We start from the raw sequence: 24,346 nt of genomic DNA on the forward strand, positions 1-24,346 counted from the left end.
GCGGCCTGATGGACATTGCACGCGGGTCGATCAACCGGCCGCTTTACACCTGGCTCATCATGCTGGCGGCTTTGCTTGGCGGGATCTGGGGCTTTTTGAACCTGGGCCGCCTGGAAGATCCGGCCTTCACCATCAAATCCGCGGTCATCGCGACCCAGTATCCCGGCGCCAGCAGCGCCCAGGTGGCGCTGGAAGTGTCGGAACCGCTGGAATCGGCAATCCAGAAGATGGGCGAGGTCAAGCTGATCACCTCGGTGAACCGGCCCGGCTCCTCGCTGATCGAAGTGGAGATGCAGGACACCTACGACGGCACCGAACTGCCCGCGATCTGGACCAAACTGCGCGCCGAGGTTCGCGATGCGGCCCGCGCCCTGCCCGATGGCGTCAGCGAACCCTATGTCAATGACGGCTTTGGCGATGTGTTCGGCCTGTTTTACGCGGTCACCGCCGAGGGCTACAGCGACGCCGAGAAACACGAACTGGCCACCTACCTGCGGCGCGAGCTGCTGACCGTCGACGGGGTGGCCGATGTCGAAATCACCGGCCTGCCGCCCGAGGCCGTCTTTGTCGAGCCCAAGATGGCGGTTGCGGTCAATCAGAACATCCCGATTGACGCCGTCAGCAGCGCGTTGGCCAATGCCAATTCGGTCCGGCCGGCCGGCAGTCTTGAGGCCGGCCCCGCCGACACCCGCCTCAGCGCCCCGGAAGGCTCGGACTCGGTCACTGCAATCGCCGGCCTCTCCATCGGCTCGCAGGGCGACGTGGTCAATGTGATCGACATGGCCGACGTCCACCGCGGCCGCATCAGCGACCCGGACCTGCTGATCCGCTTCAACGGGGTTGAGGCCTTTACCCTCGGGATCGCCGGCCTCGCCACCGAAAACATCGTCGAAGTGGGGCAGAACGTCGACGCCAAACTGGCCGCATTGGACAGCCGGATCCCCTATGGCGTGGACCTGAAACCGATCTACCAGCAGCATGTGGTGGTCGAGCAGGCCTCCAACGACTTCCTGGTCAACCTGGCGATGTCGGTCACCATTGTGGTGGTGGTCCTGGCCCTGTTCATGGGCTGGCGCGCCGCCGTTGTGGTGGGATCGACGCTGCTGCTGACCGTGGTCGGCACGCTGTTCTTCATGAACATGTTCTCAATCTCGATGGAGCGGATTTCCCTCGGCGCGCTGATCATCGCCATGGGGATGCTGGTCGACAATGCCATCGTCGTCGCCGAAGGCATGCAGATTTCCATGCTGCGCGGCAAGACCTCGCGCGCGGCCGCCCATGAGGCCGCCTCAAAAACCCAGATCCCGCTCCTGGGCGCCACGGTGATCGGCATCATGGCCTTTGCCGGCATCGGCCTCAGCCCCGATTCTTCGGGCGAATTCCTGTTCTCGCTGTTTGCCGTCATCGCGATCTCGCTGCTGCTCAGCTGGCTGCTGGCGCTGACCGCAACGCCGCTGCTGGGCCACTATTTCTTCAAACAGGGCAACGAAGACAGCAAGGATGCCTACAGCGGCCTGATGTTCCGCACCTATGGCAAAATCCTGGCCTGGGCGCTGAAACTGCGCTGGCTGGTGGTGGCCGGGCTGGCCGGCATCACCGTGATCTGCTTCATCGGCTTCGGCCAGGTGAAACAGCAGTTCTTCCCGGACTCCAACACGCCGCTGTTCTTTGTCCACTACAAGCTGCCGCAGGGCACCTCGATCCAGACAACCTCCAGGCATCTGAAGGTGTTCGAGGACTGGCTTGCCGAACGCGAAGACGTGGTCTCGGTCGCCTCCTTCACCGGCCAGGGCGCCACCCGCTTCATGCTGACCTATTCGGCCGAAAAGCCGAACCCCAGCTACGGCCATCTGATCATCCGCACCGCAACCCTCGATGCGATCCCGCCGCTGCAGGCCGCGCTTGAGGCTTTCGGCCAGGCACAGTTCCCCGAGGGCGAGTTCCGCACCAAACGGCTGGTGTTCGGCCCCGGCGGCGGCGACCCGATCCAGGTGCGTTTTTCCGGCCCCGACCCCAAGGTCTTGCGCCGCTTGGGCGCAGAGGCGGAACAGCGGCTTGCGGCGGCCTCCGCCAATATCCTGACCCCGCGCCACAACTGGCGCGAACAGGAACCCGTGCTGAAGCCGGTCTATGCCAACGACCGGGCGCAAACCGCCGGCGTCACCCGCGAAAACATCGCCGATGCGCTGCAGTTTTCAACCGACGGGCTGCAGATGGGGGTGTTCCGCGAACGCGACCGGCTGATCCCGATCATTGTGCGCCGGGCCCCGCAGGAGCCCTACAACATCTATGATCAGGTGGTGTTTTCCTCATCAGCCGGCAAGTTCGTGCCGCTGGAACAGATGATCGACGGCGTTGATGTGGTTATGGAAAACACCCTGGTGCACCGCCGCGACCGGCTGCCGACCCTGACCGTCGGCGCCGACATCCCGCCGGACCTGACCGCCGCCACCGTCTTTGCCGAGGTGCAGGACACCATCGAGGCGATGGAGATCCCGCCCGGCTACCTGATGGAATGGGGCGGCGAGCATGAAAGCTCGGGCGATGCCAATGAGTCGCTGGGCAAGCAGCTGCCGGTGACGCTGCTGATCATGGTGCTGATCTCGGTGCTGCTGTTCAATGCGATCCGCCAGCCGGTGATCATCTGGCTGCTGGTGCCGATGTCGGTGAACGGCGTGGTGATCGGGCTTCTGGGCACCGGCTTCCCCTTCACCTTCACCGCGCTTCTGGGCCTGCTCAGCCTGTCGGGGATGCTGATCAAGAACGGCATCGTGCTGGTCGAGGAAATCGATCTGGTGCGCGAAACCGGCCTGCCCCTGCGCCAAGCCATCGTCGAGGCCTCGGTGTCGCGTCTGCGCCCGGTGATGCTGGCGGCGGTGACCACGATCCTCGGCATGGCGCCGCTCCTGACCGACGCCTTTTTTGTGTCGATGGCGATCACCATCATGGGCGGTCTGGCCTTTGCCACCGTGCTCACCCTGGTGGCCGCGCCGGTGTTCTACCTGATCTTCTTCCGGCGGGCGGAGAAACTGGAAATGGCGGCGGTTTAACACCGCCGCCATCTGCTCTTTCGGGCCTGTGCCCGGCACACCGTTTGATCCTGCAGGGCCGCTTGCCGCAAGCGGCCCCCCTACCCTGCCAGATCCTCCAGCGCGCCGGGGATCAGCTCTTCCCAGAATTCTGCCATCTCACCGGCCAGCAGGGCCGCAGCCCAGCCCCGGTTGCGGAACTCCTCGCGGTCGATCTCGGTCTCCAGACGGCTCAGGAACAGCCGCTTGTCCGCGTCCCGCTGGGTCGGTGAGCGCCCGGCGGCCAGATCCCGGATCCGCTCCAGCCGCTGCGCCCTCAGCGACCGCTCCCGCGCCTTGACCGCATCCTCTGCTGCCGCCAGCCGGGCCGCCTCGGCTTCCGCCGCGCGGCGCGCCTCAGCCGCCGCCAGAACCTCGGGCGGCAGCTCCTTCGCGGTCTCCGCGGGCGCATCCTTGTAATCATCCCGCAGCGCCGCGCTCAGATAGCGCACCGGGCTGTCCACGCCCTTCTTGCTCTTCAGATAGCCGACCTTCTCGGCCACGTAGTCCTCGCCGTGTTCGGCAATCCACTGCCGCGCCAGCCGGTCGCTGACGCCAAGGCCGATCAGCTGGCCGTAAACAGCGCCCTGCCGCACCCCTGCCCCGTCATCAATGTCCAGCATCGCCAGCTGCGGGTTCTCCTTGATCAGGAACCGCACCTCGGCCACCTGCCGCCCCATCTTCTTGAAGTCCGGCGTCAGCAGGATGTTCGAGGTCTTGTTGACCTCCGCCACCGCCGGTTTGATGATCTTGGCATTCAGATGCTTGAAGCTTTCGTAATAGGCGCTGCCATCCACCCCCATCAGGCGCCGGAACAGCGCGATATCCCACCAGCCGGTCGAGCCGGTGCGCACAAAGCGGTAGCAGTTCTCATACAGCGCCAGCGCATGGCCGCTGGTGAACCGCCGCTGGATGTTCAGGTTGATCAGCGCAAACACCTTGGGATCATGCAGCTTCTCCGCCAGCGCCGGGCTATAGGCATATTCGCAGACGCCGCCCGCCAGCTTGGCATAAGACAGCAGCGAGCTGACCCCCCATTCCTGCCGCCCCTGTTCATCCAGCATGTCCCATTCCGCCACCGTCTCCGCCAGGCTGCGCAGCGATTGCTTCAGGGTGTCCATGTCGTTGGAGTTATAGCCCACCATCATGCACAGCGTCTGCGCATCGATCTGATGCTTGGGCTTTGAAATCAGCGTGTCATAGGCATTGAGCAAAAGCACATTCGACAGCTTGCGCTGCAGCAGCGTCAGCTTGCCGGACACATGAATGGCCGCCACATTCTTCTTCACCGACCCCCGGCGCAGCGGGCCTGTCAGCTTGTTATGCGGGATGTCTTTTGCGTCCATCGCCCTGCCCTCTTGCCCCCGTGCCGGTCTTTGCGACTCTCCGGGGCCTGCCTTGGCGGTACTATGACTTAAAAGGAACCCGCGCTCAATCCTGCTTTGGGGACCCGTTTACGGGAAAACCCGGTCCCGGAAACGGGTACCTTTACGGGATCATCCCGATTTCAGGCGCCATTCAGCGCTGGTTTCCCCGGTTTTCCGGCGATTATCCTGCCTGAAACCGCCAGATTTACAGCCTGCGAGTCGCGGGTGCCTGTCTTCCTGCGAATCGGGACCCTTGCTCCCGCAGACGGGTACCAATGCTCCTGCAAACGGGTTCCTTTGGTACTGGATACAGGTCCCCAAAAGTATATAAGCGCTTGATATATAGTAATTTATCAGACCCAAAGACTCTAAACTGAATCAAAGATTCACAACATTTCAACCTGTTTGTGCCATGATGAATACGGGGAAAAGAGTCATTTATTCCGCGAAATCCGGACGGCAGCGGAAAACAGATGCGTTGCCAGAATATGATTCACTCTGTCCCGGGGATGTGCCACAAATGCGGTGATAACACGCCAAACAGGCGATATACCCGAGGCACCCGTTACATGGCAAAGAAACCTGAAACTCCCCTGCCCCCTTATTTCAACCTCGACCCCGAGGCTGCCGCCGCCAAACTGGGCGAGCTCGTCGACACCGCCAGATTCGCCAAGGCCGCAGCCTTCGCCGGCCGCGGCCGCGATGATCTGGCCAAACGCGGCTACGCCCCCGACGGGCGCAAACGCCTGCGCAGCTTCTCCACATGGGAGGTCTGCCGCTACCTGATCCCGGTCGCCCCCGCCCATCTGCGCCGGGTCCTGAACAAACACCCCGACCTGCCCCAGGGCGAGGGCGCCAGCGGCTCGCGCTGGTTCACCCTGGAGGACGTGCTGAAGCTGCGCGATCATTTTGCCGAAGAAGGCATCAGCACCAAGGAATACCGCCCCTACCGCCCCGAAGGCCTGCCCGCCAAAGTCGTGGCCGTGGCCAACTTCAAGGGCGGCGTCGGCAAGACCTCCACCGCCGCGCATCTGGCGATGTCGGCGGCGCTGGACGGCTACAAGGTGCTGGTGGTGGATCTGGATTCCCAGGGCTCGATGACCTCGATCATGGGCGGCCAGGTCGCCGATGAATGGCAGACCGTCTTCCCCCTGCTGGCCAGAGACTACGCCGAAGCGGTAGAGTCTGAAAACAAGGTCCGCGCCGCCTCCGGATCAGACCCTATTCCGCTGGATGAGACTCTGACCGAAGCGCGGGAGGTTTCGCTGCGAAACGTGGTCCAGAAAACCCACTGGCCCAACATCGATCTGATCGGCGCCCAGCTGAACCTCTACTGGGCGGAGTTCCAGATCCCGGTCTGGCGGATGGGGCTCAGGAACTGGGCGCTGTGGGACGCGCTGACCAACGCGCTGGATCAGGGCGGCGCGCTCGATGACTATGACATCGTGCTGCTGGATACCCCGCCTGCCCTCGGCTACCTGACCATCAATGCGCTGGCGGCTGCCGACATCCTGATGGTGCCGCTTGGCGCGTCCTTCCTCGAGTTCGACTCGACGGGACGGTTCTTCGATATGCTCTATTCCACCTTCGCCTCGATCGAGGACGGTGAAAACGCCGGCCGCCGCCGCGCCGGGCTGCCCGAGATGAAGTTCGAATGGGACGTGGTGCGCGCCCTGATCACCCGCTTCGACGCCAGCCAGCAGACCGATCTGGCGAATGTGATCCAGGCCTATTTCGGCGACATGATGAACGCCTACCGGCAGGATTACACCGCCATGGTCGGCCAGGCCGGCGAAAGCGTGTCCGGCATCTACGAGGCGGACTACCGCAACTTCAACCGCGATACATATGTGCGCGGCCGCGAGGTGTTCGACCGCACCTATGCGGAATTCAAGGAACTGCTGATCGGCAGCTGGTGGCGCGATCAGCAGATGCAGCAGGCAGAAGCACAGACTGAGGAGAGCGAAGATGGCCAGACGCAGACAGCTTGAGACCCCCTCGCCCGAGGCATTGAAAGAGATCGAAGCAGGCATTGACCGCGACCTTTCGCGCGGCCCCGGCCTGCGGCCGCCGATAGCCGATGTTGTGGCCGATGCCGCCCGCCACGCGGACCCGACGCCGCAGGCCGACCGCGAGGCTGCAGCCCGTGACAAGGCAGACGCCGAACGCCTGCGCGACGCAGCCAGCAAAGGGCTGGTGGCAGTGGAAATCCCGCTGGAAGACATTACCGCGGATGCCCTGAACCGCGACCGGATCGTGCTGGACGAGGAGGAGATGCAGGAGCTGATGACCTCCATCTCGGTCAATGGCCTGCGCCTGCCGGTCGAGGTTTTTGTACCGCTCAATCCCGAGGACGCGGGCAGATACGCGCTGGTCTCCGGCTACCGCCGCCTGACAGCCCTGCGCCGCCTGAAGGCGCTCAGCGGCGGCGAACGGTTCCAGACCATCCCGGCGTTCGTCCGTGAACCCGGCAGCCTTGCAAATGCGCTGGTCTCGATGATCGAGGAAAACGAAATCCGCTCCGGTCTCAGCCAGTACGAACGGGGCAGGGCGGCGGCTTCGGCGGTGCATGACGGGGTGTTCCCGACGGTGGACGAAGCCGTCGCGGTGCTGTTCCAGAATGCCTCCAAGGCGAAGCGGTCCAAGATCCGCTCGTTTGCCCTGATCCACGAAGAGCTGGGCGATATGCTGTCCCATGCCACCGGCCTCAATGAACGCCAGTGCCTGCGTCTGGCCGCCGCCTTGCGGAGCGGCGGGGCGGAGCGGCTGCGGGCTGCGCTGGAGCGGGCAGAGGGGCGCTCGGCAGCCGAGGAGTGGGACGCCCTGCTGCCGGTGATCGAGGACACCGAAGGCGCGCCGCAGGATCCCAGCCGCGGCGGCCGCCCCAAGACCGCGCAAAAGGTGGAGCGGTCCGGAAAGACCCGCGTCGCCAGCGGGATCACCATCGAACGGGAATTCGGCCCGGGCGGCTATGCGATCCGGTTCTCCGGCGGCGATGTGACGGCTGAACTGGTTGATACGGTGATGGACAATGTCCGCCACCTGCTGGCGCACGGCGGATAGGGCCGCCGCCGGGTTCCGGTTTCGCTGCGAAACCCCGGTCCTGAACGGCCGGGGTTTTTCATTTCAGGGGTCTGTGAAAGGCGGGTTTCAGGGTTTCGCTGCGAAACCTCGGCCGGTCACTCCTCCAGCCGTTTGGCCCAGAGCAGCGGCGTATCGAAATTATACATCACCAGCTGGCCGCCGCCGGTCAGCTCCATCCGGTTGACCAGGCCGATCTGCTGCAGGAAATCCCGCTCGGCGATCATCGTCGCTTCGTCGCACAGCCCGCCGCCGATCTGTAACGGCGAAAACATAATGGTCTCCATGCCGGGCCCGAAAGTTGTGGTGAAGCTTCTGCAGGGGCTGGAGCCGTACAGCGTGCCGCCGTCGAAATCAAACCGCAGGTCTTCGAACTGCGCCAGATCGACGTCCTGGACCTTTTCAACAATCCAGGCGCCGTCAAAACTTGCTGCGGTGGTTGAAGCCATTGAAATCTCTCCGTTGTGTCCGGTTGCGTTTTCAGAGGCGAATGAGCACACCGCCAGAGCGCCGCCGCACAGGCCTGCGAGCGCCGCAAGCGTTACGGCCCGGGCAGGGCGCAAACCCGTCATTCGGCTGAAGCGGCTGGCTGCAAAGTCATCAGCGTCTCACCTTGATGCATGTACGGGTCGAGTGTGCGCAGCCTGAGCGGATTGACAAGAAAAAAATCTTGCTGGAATCCGGGTTCCATGCGACGCTTAAAGGTAATGAGAGCTAAGGCTCTAGTTTTAAACAATTTTTTAACTCAGGAGCTTCCCATGCCTCTTGATGGATCTGCTGCAAAAGAAATCAAGCAACAGATGGCGATTGCGCGAAAGCGGGCGCTGTCCTTCGGATTGTGTTTCGGCAAGAAAATCGAAAACTCGGTATTTCTGACCCATAAGACCAAGGCGGCCAAGGTCCTGGGCAAGCAGGCAAAAGCCGATGGCGAGACGCCGCAGTTCACCTTCGGGACGCTGAAGCTGGACGGCAAGGAGCTGTCGTTTTCGCTCGAAGGCAAAGTGGTGCCGGGCATGGCCCGCAAGGCCAAGAAGATGTTCATGGTGGTCGGGCTCAAATACAGCATCATCATTCTGGATCCCGACGGAACCGTTGTCGAGGCGGACCGCGATGACGACGAGGCCGCGGAGGACGGCCCGCAGGCGGCCCCGGCGGCCAGCGGCGACACTGTCACCGAAGATACTGAGGATACGCCGGCAGCGCCGTCGGCGGAACCGGATCCGGCCGAGGCCAAATGGAAAACCGCCGCCGCCAAGGTTGAGGCCAATCTGGCCAAGCTGCGGGACATTGCCGGCATCGACCTGTCGAAGGCCGAGGCGCTGTGGAAGGCGATCCAGGCCAAGGCGGAGGGCAGCGGCTATGCGGCGGCGCTGGAACATGTGGCCAAGCTGTCAGCCGAGATGAAGACCGCGGCCCAGGACGCCGCGGCGCGGGCCAAGCGGCAAACCCTGCTGGAAGGCAAATGGCAGCAGGCCGCGGGCAAACTGGAACCGCTGGTCAGCGAGGTTCTGGCGCTGAAGACGCCGCAGTCGGCGAAAATCGAAAATGTCTGGATGCAGATCAAGGCCCGGGTGGCCGCCACGCCGCCGGATTACGAAGGCGCGCTGAAGGCGGTCGGCCCCTTGGCCCAGGCCATTTCCAAGGCCCGCCAGGCGGCGGCCGAAACTGCGGAAGAGGCGGCACCAGCCGGTGCCGGGGCCGCATCGGCAGGGGAGGGGGATACCGTCACCACTGCCAAACCCGAGGCCCCGGCCAAGGCGCCGGAACAGGCCGCGCCGCCTTCGGATGACAGCGGCGCAGACACCGCAGACGCCGATGTGGCGGAGCAGATCGCCCGGATCGAGGCGGCGCTGAAGGCGCTGCGCGACGGGCCGGTGAAGACCTACAACACCATGGTGCCGGAGGCGGTCAGCCAGACCCCGGACAAGTGGAAGGCCGCCTTGGACAAGGTCGAGGCCCTGGCAGCCCAGGCCAAGGCCAAACCCGAGGACGCCGACGGCGCCAAGCTGGGCGCTGGGGAAAAGGCGCTGGAGACGTTGGAAAAAGCGGTTGCCGCCGATACTGCCGCCAAGACCAGCTTTCAGAAAGCCCTGGAGATATTCGATCTGCGGCTGGTGCCCCTGACCAGCCACCCCAAGGCTGCGGCGCCGGAGATTGCGCCGGAAATCACCCGGATCAACGGGCTGCGCACGGCGGCGGTCGGCAAGGCCAAGGCGCATGATCTGAAAACCGCCACGGATGATCTGGCGGCAGCAGAGGCCGAAATTGCCAAGGCCGAGGTTCTGGCCGATGATTTCGCGCATTTCATGGCGCTTGACCCGGACCGCAAGGCGCTGGCCGATGCGGCCCGCGGTGTCACAGTCGGCGACCCTGCGATCGATGATGCGGCGCGCGAGATGGAGCGCCTGTACGATGCGGCGCAGCAGGACAAGGCGGCCAAGAAATTCAAGGACGGCGTCAAGAAGCTTGACGAGATTGCCACGGTTCATGCCAAGACCGCCAAGGTGCGGGTGCTGCGGAAATCTTATGAAGACGGGCGCCCGAAAGCAAAGCAATGGGTGGATCACTGGGCCGGGCTGGCAGCTCCGATCAAAACCCTGCTGACGGTCAAACTGACCGAGCTTGGCGGCTATTACACGGATTCGGACGTTGCCACCACCAAGGACTATGGCGACTCCCTCAAGATACTCGGGAAATTCTGGTCGCTGCGCGCGTTCCTGGAAACCGAAATCCCGGTGGTTCAGCAATATGCGCCCAAGCTGACGGCCTTCGAGGCCAAGCTGAAGGATTTCAAGGACCACGGCGGTGCCTCGGGCATTCAGGTTATCATATTGAAAATGGAGGCGGATCTTGCTTCGGCCAAGGCGGAAGCAACCCTGCACAAATACTCCACCGCGCTGACTCTTCTGGATGCCACCCAGAGCGATTGGCCCGCGGCCACGGCCCAGGCGGATGCCTGCAAGGCCTATAAGGAAAAACGCGTGGCGGTTCAGGGCAAGATCGATCCCCTGAAGAATGTGCCGCAGGCGGCCACGATGCTGGAGGATGCCAAGGCGCTGATGGCCGAGGCGGCGGCAGCGGCGCTGAAGCTGGATTTCGCCTTGGCAAACACCTGCCTGGCGGATGCCGAGAAACGGGTGGACAGCGCCAAGGCGGCGGCAGAGGCTGCGGTCGAACTGGACGGGATGACCGATACGGCGGCGCTGGATGATCTGAAAAAGAAATGGGATCCGGCGTTCAAGGTCTTCACCGATATCCGCGACAAGGTTGTCGCGGCGGATGCGGGCAATGATTTCACCGCGCTGATCGCCAAGGCGCAACTGCCTGCGGCGGAAGCGGAAAAGGCCAAGACGGCCAAGAAATACGATGATGCCAGAGCGCATCTGGACAGCGCCATCGCAAATCTGAAGATGGCCATGGTGCTGGTTCATCAGCATCGCGCCTATGGCGAGCTGAAGACATCGCTGGCGGCACAGGCCGCCGCATTGGCGCCGCTGAACGACGCTGCCTGCCTGCAGCCGCATCTGGATGACATCACCCGGCTGACCGGCGAAGCGGACGATCTGATCAAGCCGGAAGCCTATGATTACAAGGGGGCGGAGGCCAAACTTGCCGCCGCGCGCAAAATGGCCGAGCAGGCCCGCGCCGATGGCGAGCTGTACAAGGCGATCAAGGCGGACCGGGCCAAGGCCACCGCGGTGATTGCCAAGATCACCACCGAAGGCGGCGCGGTTGAGACCCAGCTGACCCATCGCAAGACCGAGATCCAGGACCTGCTGGATGAAAGCACCGCCAAACAGACCGCGCGGGACTTCCAAGGGGCGGCGGACAAGGCCAAGGCTGCTGCGGGCTGGGAAACAGCCACGGATGCGGATCTGGCGACGCTGAAGACGGTGCTGGGCTGGGAGAACCAGTTTTTTGTTGTGCCCCGAGCGGCGCTGATCGGGCCGGGCAACGAGGCCGGCGTGCATCAGATTGCGCGGGCGGATGCGGATTACGCCAAATACCAGGCGGCGAAGGCAGCGCATACGTATACGGCTGCCAAGGCGATGTTCGAAAAGGCCTATCAGAAAATCACCGCCTGCCAGCGCCTGATTGCGGCGGCGGCCCCGTACAATCAGACGGTCACTGACGCGCAGGCAGCGGTGGATGCGCTGGCGCCGGAACGCAACGATGCCACCAAGGACCGGATCAAGGCGCTGGCTGACCGGCTGACCGCGGCCAAGCTGGATACCGCCAGGACGGATCTGGGCGAGAACGATTATACCCAGGCGATCAAGCTGCTGAAGCAGATCACCGATGATGCCAAGGCGCTGCTGACGGCGGTCCAGGGGTCGTCCGAATATGAAACGGCCCGCGCCGCCGCCGAGGCCAAGCTGGCAGAGGCAAAGGGCCACAAGCACGCCGATGCAATCGAGGCCCAGCTGACCCGGCTGACCGCGAAATACGAGGCTCTGGTGAAACTGGCGCCCGGCGATTACGCAACCGCAAAGACCATGGCCGGGGAGGTGGAGAAATCCGCCGAGGAGGCGATCAGCTCTGCCAATACCCATGGCATCCTGGAGGCGGTGAATTCCGCCATCGGCGGCGACGACGACAGCGCCCCCTGGTGGCCGCAGGTGCAGGCGGCGAAACTGTCGATCAAGGTGGTTGGCAGCCGTGAAAACGCCGACGTGGCCAAGACCCATCTGGATACCGCCAATGCCGAGATTGAAAACTGCCAGAAGGAGGGGCTGGACGCCAAGACCGCCAAGGGCCATCTGCTGGCCGCATTGGAGGCCTGCAACACGGCTGACGAGGTGATCTCGCAATATGCCTTCATCGAACAGGAGATCACCCGCGCACGGGCGGCGCTGGGGCCGGTCACAAGCCACGGCGAAGCGGCTTATGTGAAGGATGAGACCGACGCGGTTGAAAAGCTGCTGAAGGATGCCGAAACCGCCGCCAAGGGCGGCCAGGATTACGCCAAGGTCAGCAGCGGCATCGAGGCGGCCATCGCCCAGACCAAAGCCGCGCTGGAGATGGCGGAGCAGCACAAGGCGTACAAGGACCTGCGGGCCAAGCCGGAGGTGGAGCCGCGGCTGGCCGTGCTGGAAGCGCATGAGCACCGCTATGCGATCAAGCCCAGCATCGACACCATGCGCAAGAAACTGGCGGATGCCGCCGCGGCGGTGGCCGGCAAGAAGCCGGGAGACGCGATCAAGCTGCTGGAAGAGGCGCGCGCCATCGGCACCAGCGCCTTTGTGATGGCCGAAATGCGGGCCAACACGCCGCCCAAGGAAGCGGACATCAAGGAAATCCTGTCGCGGCCCAATGGCACCGACGAGCTGGACGCAATGATCGACAACCTGGAGCCGGAGGCGCAGCGGGCCGTGGTCAAAGTGGCGTTCAAGGCGCGTTTCGGCTGCGATATCAAGAACTTCAGCAATAAGAACCTGGCACCGGCCACGGAAATTGCCGATGCCGATCTGAAGGGGCCGAATATCGTCGCCTTCTACAAGGCGATGCAGGATCTGCCGCTGGATCACACGCTGAACAACGACTCGCTGCAGAAGTTCGCGGTCAATGAAGCTGCGGAAGGCGGCTCAATGTACCAGGGCAACGAAAAGCGGATCGTGATGCATGAGGGCGATGCGGGCGTGTCGCCCAATTATGCCTTTGGCAGCGATGATGCGGTGGGCAGCCTGGATGATGCCGCCACCCCGGAAGAACGCGCCGAGCTGGAGAAATGCAAACCCGCAAACGAGGAGCCGGTCACCTTTTTCAACTGGAACACCCTGCATGAGGTCGGCCATGCCGTCGATGACAAGCAGAGCTTCATGAAAAGCAACGGCGGCAAGAAGGAGTTCGGCGGCTGGACCGAACACGGCATGGATATCTCTGGCATCGCTGATAAAATTGCCAAAAAGTTCAGTTATGACAAGGCGTATGCAACCGAGTATATGGCGCATAACAAGGGCGCGCATGTGCCGCCCAAGCCGGCCGCTGAAAGCTGCACCGACGAGGAATGGGAAAGCCGGCGCATCAAGATGCAGGCGTTTATCGACATGGCCTCCGAACCGGCCAAGCCCTGGTCCAGCATGGCGATTGCAAAGCAGATTGAAATCGGCGGTGTTGTGTATCAGGAAAGCTACCCGAACACCTGGAATTCCTATCTGCTGGGCGAGCGGGCCAAGGGGATCACCGGCTATCAGTTCCGCGCTCCGGGGGAATGGTTCTCGGAGCTGTATGCCGCCTATCATTCCGGCAAGCTGAAGCCGAACCACCCCGCCGCCGGCTGGCTGGCCAAACTCTGACCCACTGATTTGACCCATTGAAAGGCTGTTGACCGATGTCGCTTTTTCACCCCGTCAACCTGGTGTGCCCGCAATGCGAGGCCCCGGTGACCATGATGGCCGTGGGCAGTGTGAACGCCGACCGCCGCCCCGATCTGCGGGACGATATACTGGAAGACCGGTTTCAGGATGTGACCTGCGAGGCCTGCGGCGAGAGCTTCCGGCTGCAGCCGCAGTTCAATTATCTGGATACCGGGCGCGGCCAGTGGATTGCGGCGATGCCTGCCAGCCGCCTGCGGGATCATCTGGAGATTGAGGATGAGGCCGCCGCGCTGTTTGACACCAGCTATGGCGCAAATGCCCCGGCGGCGGCGCGGGATGTGGGCAGCGGGCTGGCGGTGCGCCTGACCTTCGGCTGGCCTGCGGTGCGGGAAAAGCTGCTGGTCAAGCAGCTGGGGCTGGAGGATGTGATTGTCGAAATGATGAAGCTGCACATCCTGCGCAGTGTTGAATCGGTGCCGATGGCCGAGGGCATAGAGCTGCGTCTGGTGAATACCGACGAAGACAGCGATGGCTATGTCTTTGCCTGGCTGGAAACCGCATCGGAGAAATACATCGAATACATGACCGTGCCGGCGGAGCTGTACAAGGCGATCGAGGGCAATCCGGAGGGCTGGAACGCCATCCGCAAGCGGCTTGATACCGGGCATTTCGTGGATATGCAGAAGCTGTACATGGGGGAAGGGCGCCCGGCGGAATAGCCTGGCTGCGCACCGCCGGGGCGGCGGCCGGCGTGGACCGGTTGTGACGCTTTGCCGGAAGGCCTGAGCGTCAGGCGGGCCGCTGGGATGCAGCCCGCCGTTCAGTGGGCCGGCGCGAGGTCAGCCGCGGGCGACGTTGATCACCTGCATCTGGGTGTATTCGGCCAGCCCTTCGACCGATTGTTCCACCCCAAGGCCGGAGCCCTTGAAACCCGCCATCGGGATATGCGGGCCGATGTTCAGCTGCTGGTTCACCCAGATGGTGCCGGATTCGATCCGGCCGGCGACCTCTGCCGCCTTGGCGGTATCGCCTGAATGCACCGAGCCGCCCAGCCCGTAGTCGGAGGCATTGGCGCGGGCGATCACATCATCAATGCTGTCAAAGCGGATCACCGGCAGGATCGGGCCGAACTGCTCCTCGTCAACGATTTTCTGGCCGTCGGTCACATCGCGCACGATTGTCGGGCGCACGAAATAGCCGGGGCCGTCCTTGGGGGTGCCGCCGGCAATGATCCGGCCGCTGGCGCGGGCGTCCTCCAGGAAACCCTTGATCTTGTCGAACTGCGCCTTGTTCTGGATCGGGCCGATGGTGGTGCCCTGTTTCATGCCGTCGTCGACAACCGCCTGATCGGCCAAGGCGGCCAGTTCGGCACAGAAGTCTTCGTAGATGTCGCTGTGCACATAGGCGCGTTTCACCGCCAGGCAGACCTGTCCGGCATTGAGAAAGGCGCCGCCATAGACCTTCTCGGCCGCGGCCTTTACATCCACGTCGGGCAGCACGATGGCGGGGTCGTTGCCGCCCATCTCCAGCGTCACCCGTTTCATGGTGGCGGCGGCGCCGGCCATGATCCGCTTGCCGGTCTCGGAGGATCCGGTAAAGCCGATTTTGGCCACATCCGGATGCGTCGTCAGTTTCGGGCCAAGGTCATTGGCATCGGTGATGATATTGACCAGCCCGGACGGCAGGATGCGGGCGCAGATCCCGCCCAGTTTCAGCGCCGTGACCGGGGTGGTCGGCGCCGGTTTCAGCACGATGGCATTGCCGGCCATCAGCGCCGGTCCGATCTTCCAGCAGCACAGAAGCAGCGGGAAATTCCAGGCAATGATGCCGGCCACCACGCCCAGCGGTTTGTGGCGGGTCTCAATCCGGAATTCGGCGTCGTCCTGGATGATGCGGTCGGGCAGCTCCAGCGTGGCCGTGTGGGCCAGGTAGCCCTGCGACCAGGCAACCTCGCCCTGGGCCTCGGGCAGCGGTTTGCCCTGTTCCAGGGTGATCAGCCGGGCCAGTTCGCCGGCCTCCTCGCCGATGGCGGCGGCCAGCGCCTCCACCTTGGCGCGGCGTTCGGCCATCGGTGTGTCTGCCCATGCCTGCTGGGCTGTTTTGGCGGCGGCCACGGCCTGGTTCAGCTGCGCCCCGGAGGCATGCGGCACGCGGGCAAAGACCGTCTCGGTTGCCGGGTTGATGACGCCGATCATCCGGTCTGACGAAACCTGTTCGCCGTTGATGAGCATTCGGTAGTCCATAGGTATTCTCCCTGATTATTTGTCAGTGTGGGGTGATCGAAAAAGATCAGCAGGACCCGGCGGCGGGGCAGGGGGCCGCCGGGGTGCCGAGGGTGTGCCCTGCGCCAAGGGTCCGCTCGGCGGCGGCAGGGTGATGCGTTCGCGGCCAATGAAGGCCGGGGGTTGCAGCACTGCCTTGCCGCCGCCGCTGATGCGGGCGCGGGCCAGAAGGCCGGTGAAATGCGCTGCCGCCAGGCTGGCGCCGCGCACTGCTGCGCCCGCGGTACCGGGGCAAGCGCCGTATTGCGCGCCGGGCAGGTTCAGCAGCGACCATTGGCCGGGGGCGCAGCGGGCATCGCCCTGCACCGACTGCACCCCGCTGCAAGCCGCCGGGCAGACCGGCGCGCCGCGGGCGGGGGCGGAGGCGACCAGCAGTTTGCCCGCCTGCAGCACCGCGGCGGCGGCCCCGGCCAGCAGCGGGCTGTAATGAGGCTGGCCGAAGGAGCAGTGGACGATCTGCGCCTCGGAACAGGCGGCGCGGTGCAGGGCCTCGGCCACGGCGGCGAGGGAGGCGGAGAGGCGGCCGGGAAAGATGCTGAATCCAAGGAACCGGGCCGCCGGCGCATTGGCGCGGATGGCGGCGGCCATATGGGCTGCGTGCAGCGCGGCGGGGCTTTCGGCGGCGCGGGGGTGCACATCGCAGATATCGGTGCGGGCGGCGAGGCCCGGGGTGTCCGCGGCCAGCGGGCCGTCGATCAGCGCAATCAGCGGGGCGGGGGTCATGCGCCGGCCTCGGTCAGGGTGATCTCCATATCGAACGGGCTGGCGGCCGCCGCGCCGCCGTGGGCGGTGAGGATGCGGGTGGCCCGGGGGAAGGCCCCGTCGATATGGGTGAGGATCCGGGCGGCGGTGGCGGGGTCGACCTCGGACAGGGCCTCGTCCAGGATCAGGATGTCGAAGGAAGTGAGCAGGGCGCGCAGCAGGCAAAGGCGCTGGCGTTCGCCGCCGGACAGCGTGAGCCCGCTTTCGCCCAGCATTGTGCAAAGGCCGTCTGCGCGGCGGAAGCGTTCGGCGAAGCCGAACAGATCCAGCAGCTCCCAGACGTATGTTTCATTGGCAGGATCGGCCCAGAAGGCGCGGCTTTGGAACAGGTTGTCGCGCAGGCTGGCCCGCAGGGTGAAGGGCCGCTGGCCGGCATAGGCTACCCGTTCCGGCAAGGCGGCGCCGCCAAGCTGGCGGAGGTCCGCGCCGCCCAAGGTGACACGCCCGGACAGGGGCTGCGCCCGGCCGCAGAGCACCGCGATCAGCGAGGTTTTTCCGGCGCCGCTAGGGCCTTTGAGCGCCAGTTTGGTGCCTTGGGGAATGGTCAGGGACAGCGGGCCAAGCGGCGCAGCCTGGCCGCGGGCCACAGTGACCCGATCCAGTTGCAGGGCGTAGCCGGCGGGGGAGAAACAGGAAGCTTTCGCGCGCGCCGCGGGCTGCATCACCGCATCAAGCCGCGCCGCCGCAACCTTGACCCGCGCCTGCGCGTGCCACAGGCCCAGCAGCGACTGCATCGGGCCGGTCATGAAGCCCATATAGGCGATGAAAGCGATCAGCGAGCCGAGCGGCCAGTCGCCGCGGATCACCATCAGCCCGCCCGCCAGAAAGATCGCGGAACGGGTCAGCGCCGACAAGAGCACCGGCACCGCGCGGGTGAACTCGCCCCACAGGTTCTGGGCGATCAGGCGGCTGTTCAGCCCGGCATGGTCGCGCAGGCTGCGCCGCTGCGCCCAGAGGGTGCCGCGGGCGGCTTGCAGCGCGGGCAGGCCGAACAGGGTTTCCGAAAGACCGGCGGCGTAGCGCCCCTGCATGCCGCGCACTGCGGCGGCGTGGCGTTCGGTGCGGGGCCGGGCCCAGAGCAGGAACAGCAGTTCGGCGGGGGCCAGCAATGCGGTCAGCAGGCCAAGCCGCCAGTCCAGCACCATCAGCATTGCCGAGCCGCCGATCAGCCGGATCAGCGCCGAGGAGCCGCCGAGCACCGCGTTGAAGGTGAATTTCTGTACTTCCGCCGCGTCGCCGTCGATGCGGGCCAGCAGCTCGCCTGCGCGCTGGCTGGCAAACCAGCCGGAGGGCTTCCCGGCCATACGGGCCAGCAGTTTCCGGCGCAGCCGTGCCAGCATCCGGAGTGAAGCGCGCATGTGCAGGATATTGCTGAGGGCGCCGGTGGCGGTGGCCGCGAGGCCGATGGCAAACAGCGCCAGCGACCAGATCACCAGCTGCGCGGCATCGCCGGCCATCAGGCCGCGGTCGATCACCAGCTTGCTGATATAGGGCGGCAGCAGGCCGATGGCGGCGGCGGCAAAGCTGATCAGCAAGAGCAGCGCCAGCCGGTGCCGGTGCGGGTGCAGCAAGGGCAGCAGCCAACCCGCAGTGGAGGATGTGAAAAGCGCCGCACCTGCGCGGGATTGCAGGCGCGGCCAGGTGCGGGCGGCCGCAGGGCCGCCCGGCCGGGGGGAGAGTTTGGCGGCAGGCCCGGTCATCCCTGCGGCACGACGTGCAGGGTGGAGACCGACATGTCGCCGCCGGAGGGGATGCGGATCTCGCCGGTCCGCTCCAGCGTTTCGCTGTCATAGATGCCGATGTCGTCATTGGTGCCGCCGACATAGATCTCGCGCCCGTCGCTGGAGACGTTGATCACATAATAGGTGTGCGGCAGGTCCACGCGTTTCACCAGCTCGCGGGTTTCCAGGTTATGCTTGGAGAGCTGGGTATAGACGCCATAGAGGTAATTCGGGTCCACAGCGCTGCGCACGGCGGAGAACATCAGCACCTCGAAGGAGGCGAAATCGGCGATCCCGGTCTCGCCCGTTGTGAGGTCGACAGACTGATAGCCCCAGACGAAATCCGCCATTTCCTGCTGGGTTTCGTCGGTGAAGACGGCCGCCGTGTACATCAGCAGCATCTCGTCGTTCTGGCTGCCGGTGGGCCAGAAGGCGAGCACATCCGGCGGGCTGTAGGCGGGGCGGTCCCAGCTGGCGTTGGCGATGGCCACCTCGGTGTTGCCGGTGGCGGGATCAACCCGGTAGAGGTCGTGGCCCGCGACATAGACCAGACCGTTGCGGTCGGTGGCCATCAGAGTGGAGCGGCGCGGCGCCTCGAACACGGCTGCGGGGGTGGCCTCCAGCCCGGCGGCGGCGTCATAGACGGCAAATTCCGGCTGCATCACCTCGTAACGGTCGGTCAGTTTGCGCACCGGATTGCGCACCGTATAGATCCGGCTGCCGTCCTTGGAGACCGCCAGCGAGGCCAGCGAGCGGCGGGTCACATCGCCGTCGGACTGGGCCGCGTGGAACACTGTCTCGCAGGTTTCGATATCGACACCGACCACATCCTGCCAGTGGTTCAGCAGCACATAGGCGATGCGGTTGTCCGGCGACATGGCGATCACCCCCGGCGTCACATTGGCGCCAAGATCGCAGTCGGATTTGACCGAGCGGTCCCCGGCATCAAAGACATAGAGGTTGGAGGGGCGGGCCACCGTCACCAGCAGATCGCCTGCGGCCAGCGGCAGGGCGGAGGCGCAGAACGCGGCAGCAGCAAAAAACGCGGTTTTCATGATGCGGGTCTCCTCAGGTTTCAGCGTCGGTGGGATAGGTGGCGCCAAGCGCGCGCCAGTCCTTGGCGGCATTGGGAGCGTTTTCGTCCCAGTTCTGGTGGTTGACCATGATGTCGGGCACCTGGGCGGGCCACCAGCAGGGGTCGGAGCAGCCGTAAAGGTCCGCCTCCATCGGCTGGCACAGGGCGGCAAGGCCGCCGAAGGGATCGACCTCCCAGCCGGGATCGAAGGTGGTGGCGCAGCCCGCGGTCACGGTCTGCATCGCGCGGACCTCTTCCATCTGGCCCTCGGTTGCGGCCTGCTGGACGCGTTCGGCTTTCTGATTGAGCGGTTTCATTTTCCAAACGCCCTCCTTGGCGCAACATGCTGGTGAAAATACTGCGGGGCCTTGGCGATCAGTTCGGCATAGGCGGCGACGCCGAAATCGATCCAGTCGCGCATCAGGTCGCAGTAGTGATAGGTCGGCATCATCGGGTCGCTGAAATGGGCATAGCTTTCGTGGTAGCAGCCGCCCGCGCACAGGTTGCGGATGCGGCAGGTGGCGCAGCCCTTTTCGGTGCGGTCGGACCGTGCCTTGATGAAGCCCGACAGCTCCTTGCGCCTGATGCCTTCATCGACGGTGCCGAACTGGTCCATTTCCGATCCGGTGAAGCGGTGGCACAGGTTCAGCGCGCCGTCGTGATTGACCGCCAGCATGCCCACCCCGGCACCGCAGGGCAGCGCCTTGGAGCGGCCCTCGTAAAGGTCGTTCATCATCTGGTGCATGTTGGAAAAGCCGATGTTGCGGCCCTTGAGCGCCGCCTCGACATAGAGCCGGCCGAGGGACTTCATGCCCTCGAACACCTCCAGCAGCTCGGCGCCGTTGAGGTTGAAGGCATCCATGTCGCCCGAAGTGACGGGAGAGAAGCCCACCTCGGCAAAGCCGATGCCGTTGATCAGGTGGTCCCAGATCTGGACGATGTTGGTGATGCCTGCGGTCAGGGTGACGCGGGCGCCCACCGGCTTGGATTTATAACGCGACAGCAGCAGCCGCGCTTTGGCGGCGACCGCGTCATAGGTGCCCTTGCCGCCGACCGTCTTGCGGTTCAGGTCGTGCTGCGCCTTGGGGCCGTCGATGGAGACGGTGAGGCCGAACCGGTGCTGGTCGAGCCAGTCGATCAGCGGTTCGGTCAGCAGGGTGGCATTGGTGGTGAGGCTGAAGTTCACCGTCTTGCCGAGGGCGGCGAAATGCGGCCCGGCCCAGTCCACCACCTGACGGATCAGCGGCTGGTTCGACAGCGGCTCGCCGCCGAAGAACACCACGTTGTAGCTGTCGCGGTCCGGGTTTTCGGCCAGCAGCATCTCGACCGATTTCCGCGCGGTGTCAAAAGCCATCTTCTGGCCCTTGGAGGGCACCGCCAGATCCTCCTTGTAGCAATAGGAGCAGGCCAGATTGCAGCCGGTGTTGACGTTCAGAACGATGGTGGTGAGCGGAAAGTTTTCGATCTCGATCGGCGGGCGTTCGGGCTGCAGCGGGCGGCCGTCGTTGACGATGTCGAGCCGCACCAGCCCGTCGAGCCGGGCAGCTGCATCCGATGCCGCAAACCGGGCTGCGAAGTCGTCCATACTGAACGCCTGTTCTTGCGCGGCGTAGTCGAGAATGTCGCGGTCGGTGCTGTCGATCTCGAAGATCGAGGTGGTGGGAACGTGGAACAGAACCTCGCGCCCGTCGACCGCGACCCGGTGCGCATTGGCTGGCTGATAGTGGAAATCTTTCATGGTCTCTCTCTCCCTGGGCTTCAGCGGATCGGCGGATCGATGAAGCGCTGCACGGTGACGATGAGCATCGCCTCGCCCTGCTGCCCCATCGCCTTGGCCTGCACTTTCAGCTCACCGGCGTTGTTGGCGCTGAAGGGGCGGTCGGGGTTGGGGCCGGCAATGGCGGGCTGGAAGATGCCGTTTGGCTGCATGCCGCCTGCATATTCGGTGTCTTTCATATGGGCCGCGTGCTCATGCGCGTTGGCAACGGTCCACTGCGCCTCGACCCGGCCGATGCGGACGTCGTCCCCGGTTCCGGGTTTGCCGTCCGGGCCGTTCCACATGCCGATCGCGTTGAAATAGGCGGGCACCGGGGGCGGCCCTGCATCGCTGCCGCCGCCGACGCGGGCGATGGTGAATTCCGGCTCCACCCGGATACTGTCGACCGAAGTGTAATGGGCGATCTGCCCCTCGGCGCCGCCGGCGCTGAAGGTGACCACGCCATTGCCCTCAGCCGTCAGCGACAGCGCGGCGCCAAAGCCATTTGCCGCTGCAGTGCCGCCGGAGCTGGCGAGGGTGTCCAGCCCGGTGCCGACCACCTGCACCTGTGCGGCGCCCGCCGGAACGGCAGAAGGAACCGTGCCGAGGATGACGCTGCCCGCGCCCGCCCGCGCGCCGGTCAAGGGGGCGCCGAGGGCGTCGTTGCTGCGGTCGAACTGGCGGCCCTGCAGGCCGTTTCCATCCGCCGACAGCGCCAGCACCTGGCGGTAGGCGGTGCCGCCGATGTCCAGATTGGCGCGCCATTCATAGCCGGTATAAAGGTTCATCCGGCCCGAGGCGGGATGTTTGGTGCCGTCTGCGGTCACAAAGTCTCCGCTGACCTGATAGGGCGAGGCGTCGCCCGTTACCGTCAGCCGCCCGTAGGCCTCGCCGATGCCGGGCAGGTCGGTGATCACCACCCAATCCCCCGCCACCGGCTGCTTGTCTGCCGCCTGCCAGTCTGCCCAGGCGGCGGTCTCCAGCGGGTTCCGCTCCGCCAGATAGCCGGCGATTTCGGTGCGGGCGATCTTGTACCACTCGCGGTCGCGGCCAAGCGCCTGATATTCGATGGTGGGAAAATGGCCGACATGGAAATCCATGTGCAGCGTCCATTCCGCGGCGGTGCGGTTCTGCAGCAGACCGCGGGCGCCGGTGTGGCAGCGCGCGCACATCGAGGCAAAGGGCTCGTCAAAGCTTTCCTGCGCATTGGGGTCTTTTTCCAGCGCATAGCGGAAGGGGGCGGCCTCGGACGGGGCCAGGCCCTGGGTGTCGGACAGATGCTGCACGATGGCGCGGCGGTCCTCAGGGCTGATTTCCAGCCCATGCGCCTGCTGCATCCGGACGATGGTCATCATCCAGCCTTCGGGCGTCTTGCGCTGGCCGCTGATCCGGGTCAATCCGCCGTCTTCGCCGGTATGGCAGGCGGTGCAGATGTCCTGCACCAGCGCTTCGCTGGCCAGCGCGGGTGCGGCGCTGGTGAATGTTAAGAGCATTGCAGCCGTCAGACCGGCTGTTCGTTTTGCCATGGAAGGTTCTCCCTGTTGCTGGTGTCCCAGGGGATCTGCGCCCCCTCGGTGAAGCCTTGCGATAGAAGCCATTGATGGATGGCCCGGGCCGTCTGCGGCGGGGCCGCCGGTAAAACCGCGGTGTGAAAGCGCGCCGCGTCCGGCAGCGGCCGGCCGTTCAGGCGGCGCAGCAGCGGCACGATCTCCTGCCCGGCGGCAAAGGCGGCGCCGCCGGGGGCATCGCGGGTGATCAGCACCTCGCGCCGCGCCAGATGGCCGTTTTGCACGATGACCCGGCGGGCGATGTGCGGGCGGATCCCGGTGCCGTGGGCGGGGAGATCATCTGGCCAGGCGGCACGCGGCTGCCAGAACGGTGTTTCAATGTCCGCCTCGCGGTAGAAATCGCGGCCCACCCGGGCCTGCCGCCAAAAGGTCTCTGCCACCCGGTTGCGGTAGAAATCGCGGGCCAGTCCGGTGCCGCCGTCCAGCAAGGCCCGTGCGATGGGCACCGCCATCAGCGCCGAGGAGACCGCCCAGAACATGCCGTGCCCGGACAGGGGATCCAGGGCCACCGCCGCATCGCCCAGCCGCGGGCAGTGCGGATCAAGCTCCGGCGCGGTCAGCCGCGGTGCAATGGCATGAATGGCGGGGCGGCGGGGCAGGGGGGTGTCCGCCAGCACCGTGTGCCACAGCGCCGCCACCGCCGCCTTGCCGCCGGTCCGTTTGTCCAGCGCGGCCGCGTCGCCCACAGCCTGGAGCCAAAGCTGGCCTTTGCCCAAGGGAGTGGACCAGGTCCAGCCGCCGGGCCGGGCCGTTATCTGCGGAGTGTCCAGGTCCCCGGTCTGCGGCTGCACAATTCCTGCAATGGAGATGGTATCCGGGCCGATGAGCTCTGCCCGGCTTTGTTCTGTGCAGGGACGCGGGGCGCGGCGGCCGCGGGCCTCGAACAGCAAGCGGGCGGAGAGGTTTTGACCGCTGGCCAGCCGGATGACGCCGGCGTCCGGGCGGAGGCTGGCCACGGCCTGTTGAAAAACGGCGGCGCCCGCCGCCCTGGCGGCGTTCAGCAGCCCGGCGTCGAATTGGGTGCGGTCGGCCGGATGCTCGCTGTTGCGGCCGCCCTGGAAAGCCCCCCAGCTGACATGGCGCTGCGCCGCAGGCCCGATGCCCGCCAGCGGCAGCCGGTGCCGCTGCAGGATTGCGGCGACGCGGGCGGACATGCCCTCATGCCGCGGCCCGCGCGGCGGCAGGGTGGCCAGCGCCACGCGGAACCCGGCCCGCGCCAGCAGCGCTGCGGCCACCGATCCGGCCGGGCCGCCGCCTGCGATTGCTATGTCAAAGGTGCCGGTTTGAGGTGCCATTTACACAAGCTGCACTGTGGCGGCGGTGCTTGTGGCGGACACATCCGGACAACA

At 65.2% G+C, this 24,346-nt stretch carries 15 protein-coding genes; 5 read left to right on the plus strand and 10 right to left on the minus strand.

Going from position 1 to position 24,346, the window contains the following annotated elements:
• Window positions 1–8 precede the first annotated feature (8 nt).
• Window positions 9–3,050 (plus strand): efflux RND transporter permease subunit, encoded by a 3,042-nt coding sequence (locus tag METH_RS15860; RefSeq protein WP_024091495.1) that lies wholly within the window; start codon window positions 9–11, stop codon window positions 3,048–3,050.
• Window positions 3,051–3,130: 80 nt separating this feature from the next.
• On the opposite strand, the gene METH_RS15865 is transcribed toward METH_RS15860, so the two are convergent.
• Window positions 3,131–4,414, minus strand: a complete 1,284-nt coding sequence (locus tag METH_RS15865; protein WP_024091496.1) for a replication initiation protein — start codon at window positions 4,412–4,414, stop codon at window positions 3,131–3,133.
• Between the two features lie 590 nt (window positions 4,415–5,004).
• On the opposite strand from METH_RS15865, the gene METH_RS15870 reads away from it, so the two are divergent.
• Together METH_RS15870 and METH_RS15875 are read left to right on the plus strand one after the other, a co-directional pair.
• Complete coding sequence (locus METH_RS15870; protein WP_024091497.1) at window positions 5,005–6,426, plus strand: AAA family ATPase; 1,422 nt, start codon at window positions 5,005–5,007, stop codon at window positions 6,424–6,426.
• Entirely contained in the window at window positions 6,404–7,498 is a 1,095-nt protein-coding gene (locus tag METH_RS15875) for a ParB/RepB/Spo0J family partition protein (RefSeq protein ID WP_024091498.1), read from the plus strand. Before METH_RS15870 ends, METH_RS15875 begins: the two co-directional genes overlap by 23 nt.
• A 116-nt stretch (window positions 7,499–7,614) precedes the next feature.
• Here METH_RS15875 and METH_RS15880 read toward each other — a convergent pair whose 3' ends face one another.
• Window positions 7,615–7,965 (minus strand): META domain-containing protein, encoded by a 351-nt coding sequence (locus METH_RS15880; RefSeq protein WP_024091499.1) that lies wholly within the window; start codon window positions 7,963–7,965, stop codon window positions 7,615–7,617.
• A 309-nt stretch (window positions 7,966–8,274) separates the two neighbouring features.
• Between METH_RS15880 and METH_RS15885 the strand changes: the two genes are divergently transcribed.
• Together METH_RS15885 and METH_RS15890 are read left to right on the plus strand one after the other, a co-directional pair.
• Entirely contained in the window at window positions 8,275–13,812 is a 5,538-nt protein-coding gene (locus tag METH_RS15885; protein WP_024091500.1) for a hypothetical protein, read from the plus strand.
• Between the two features lie 35 nt (window positions 13,813–13,847).
• Entirely contained in the window at window positions 13,848–14,552 is a 705-nt protein-coding gene (locus METH_RS15890) for a CpXC domain-containing protein (protein ID WP_024091501.1), read from the plus strand.
• Between the two features lie 120 nt (window positions 14,553–14,672).
• Here the strand turns inward: METH_RS15890 and METH_RS15895 are convergent, their stop codons facing one another.
• From METH_RS15895 to qhpG, 8 genes are read right to left on the minus strand one after another with little or no spacing between them, the layout of a single operon-like run.
• Entirely contained in the window at window positions 14,673–16,076 is a 1,404-nt protein-coding gene (locus tag METH_RS15895; protein WP_024091502.1) for an aldehyde dehydrogenase family protein, read from the minus strand.
• A 15-nt stretch (window positions 16,077–16,091) separates the two neighbouring features.
• The gene (locus METH_RS15900; RefSeq protein ID WP_024091503.1) at window positions 16,092–16,838 is read right to left on the minus strand and encodes a peptidase S8 and S53 subtilisin kexin sedolisin; all 747 of its coding nucleotides are present in this window, start codon (window positions 16,836–16,838) and stop codon (window positions 16,092–16,094) included.
• Window positions 16,835–18,577 carry an ABC transporter ATP-binding protein gene (locus METH_RS15905; RefSeq protein WP_024091504.1) on the minus strand — a complete coding sequence of 581 codons (1,743 nt, stop codon included), beginning with the start codon at window positions 18,575–18,577 and terminating at the stop codon, window positions 16,835–16,837. The genes METH_RS15900 and METH_RS15905 overlap by 4 nt, the downstream gene beginning before the upstream one ends.
• On the minus strand, window positions 18,574–19,653 hold the full coding sequence (gene peaD / locus METH_RS15910; RefSeq protein ID WP_024091505.1) for a quinohemoprotein amine dehydrogenase subunit beta: 1,080 nt from the start codon (window positions 19,651–19,653) through the stop codon (window positions 18,574–18,576). Before peaD ends, METH_RS15905 begins: the two co-directional genes overlap by 4 nt.
• A 13-nt stretch (window positions 19,654–19,666) precedes the next feature.
• Window positions 19,667–19,990: a quinohemoprotein amine dehydrogenase subunit gamma gene (qhpC, locus tag METH_RS15915; RefSeq protein WP_024091506.1), complete on the minus strand. Its 324-nt coding sequence runs from the start codon at window positions 19,988–19,990 to the stop codon at window positions 19,667–19,669.
• Entirely contained in the window at window positions 19,987–21,411 is a 1,425-nt protein-coding gene (gene peaB / locus METH_RS15920; protein ID WP_024091507.1) for a quinohemoprotein amine dehydrogenase maturation protein, read from the minus strand. The genes qhpC and peaB overlap by 4 nt, the downstream gene beginning before the upstream one ends.
• A 20-nt stretch (window positions 21,412–21,431) precedes the next feature.
• A complete protein-coding gene (gene peaA / locus METH_RS15925) occupies window positions 21,432–22,955 on the minus strand; it encodes a quinohemoprotein amine dehydrogenase subunit alpha (RefSeq protein ID WP_024091508.1) in 1,524 nt (507 codons plus the stop codon).
• On the minus strand, window positions 22,931–24,292 hold the full coding sequence (gene qhpG, locus METH_RS15930) for a flavin-dependent monooxygenase QhpG (RefSeq protein WP_024091509.1): 1,362 nt from the start codon (window positions 24,290–24,292) through the stop codon (window positions 22,931–22,933). Before qhpG ends, peaA begins: the two co-directional genes overlap by 25 nt.
• Window positions 24,293–24,346 lie beyond the last annotated feature (54 nt).

The organism is Leisingera methylohalidivorans DSM 14336 (assembly GCF_000511355.1).
In the GTDB taxonomy this organism is placed as follows: domain Bacteria; phylum Pseudomonadota; class Alphaproteobacteria; order Rhodobacterales; family Rhodobacteraceae; genus Leisingera; species Leisingera methylohalidivorans.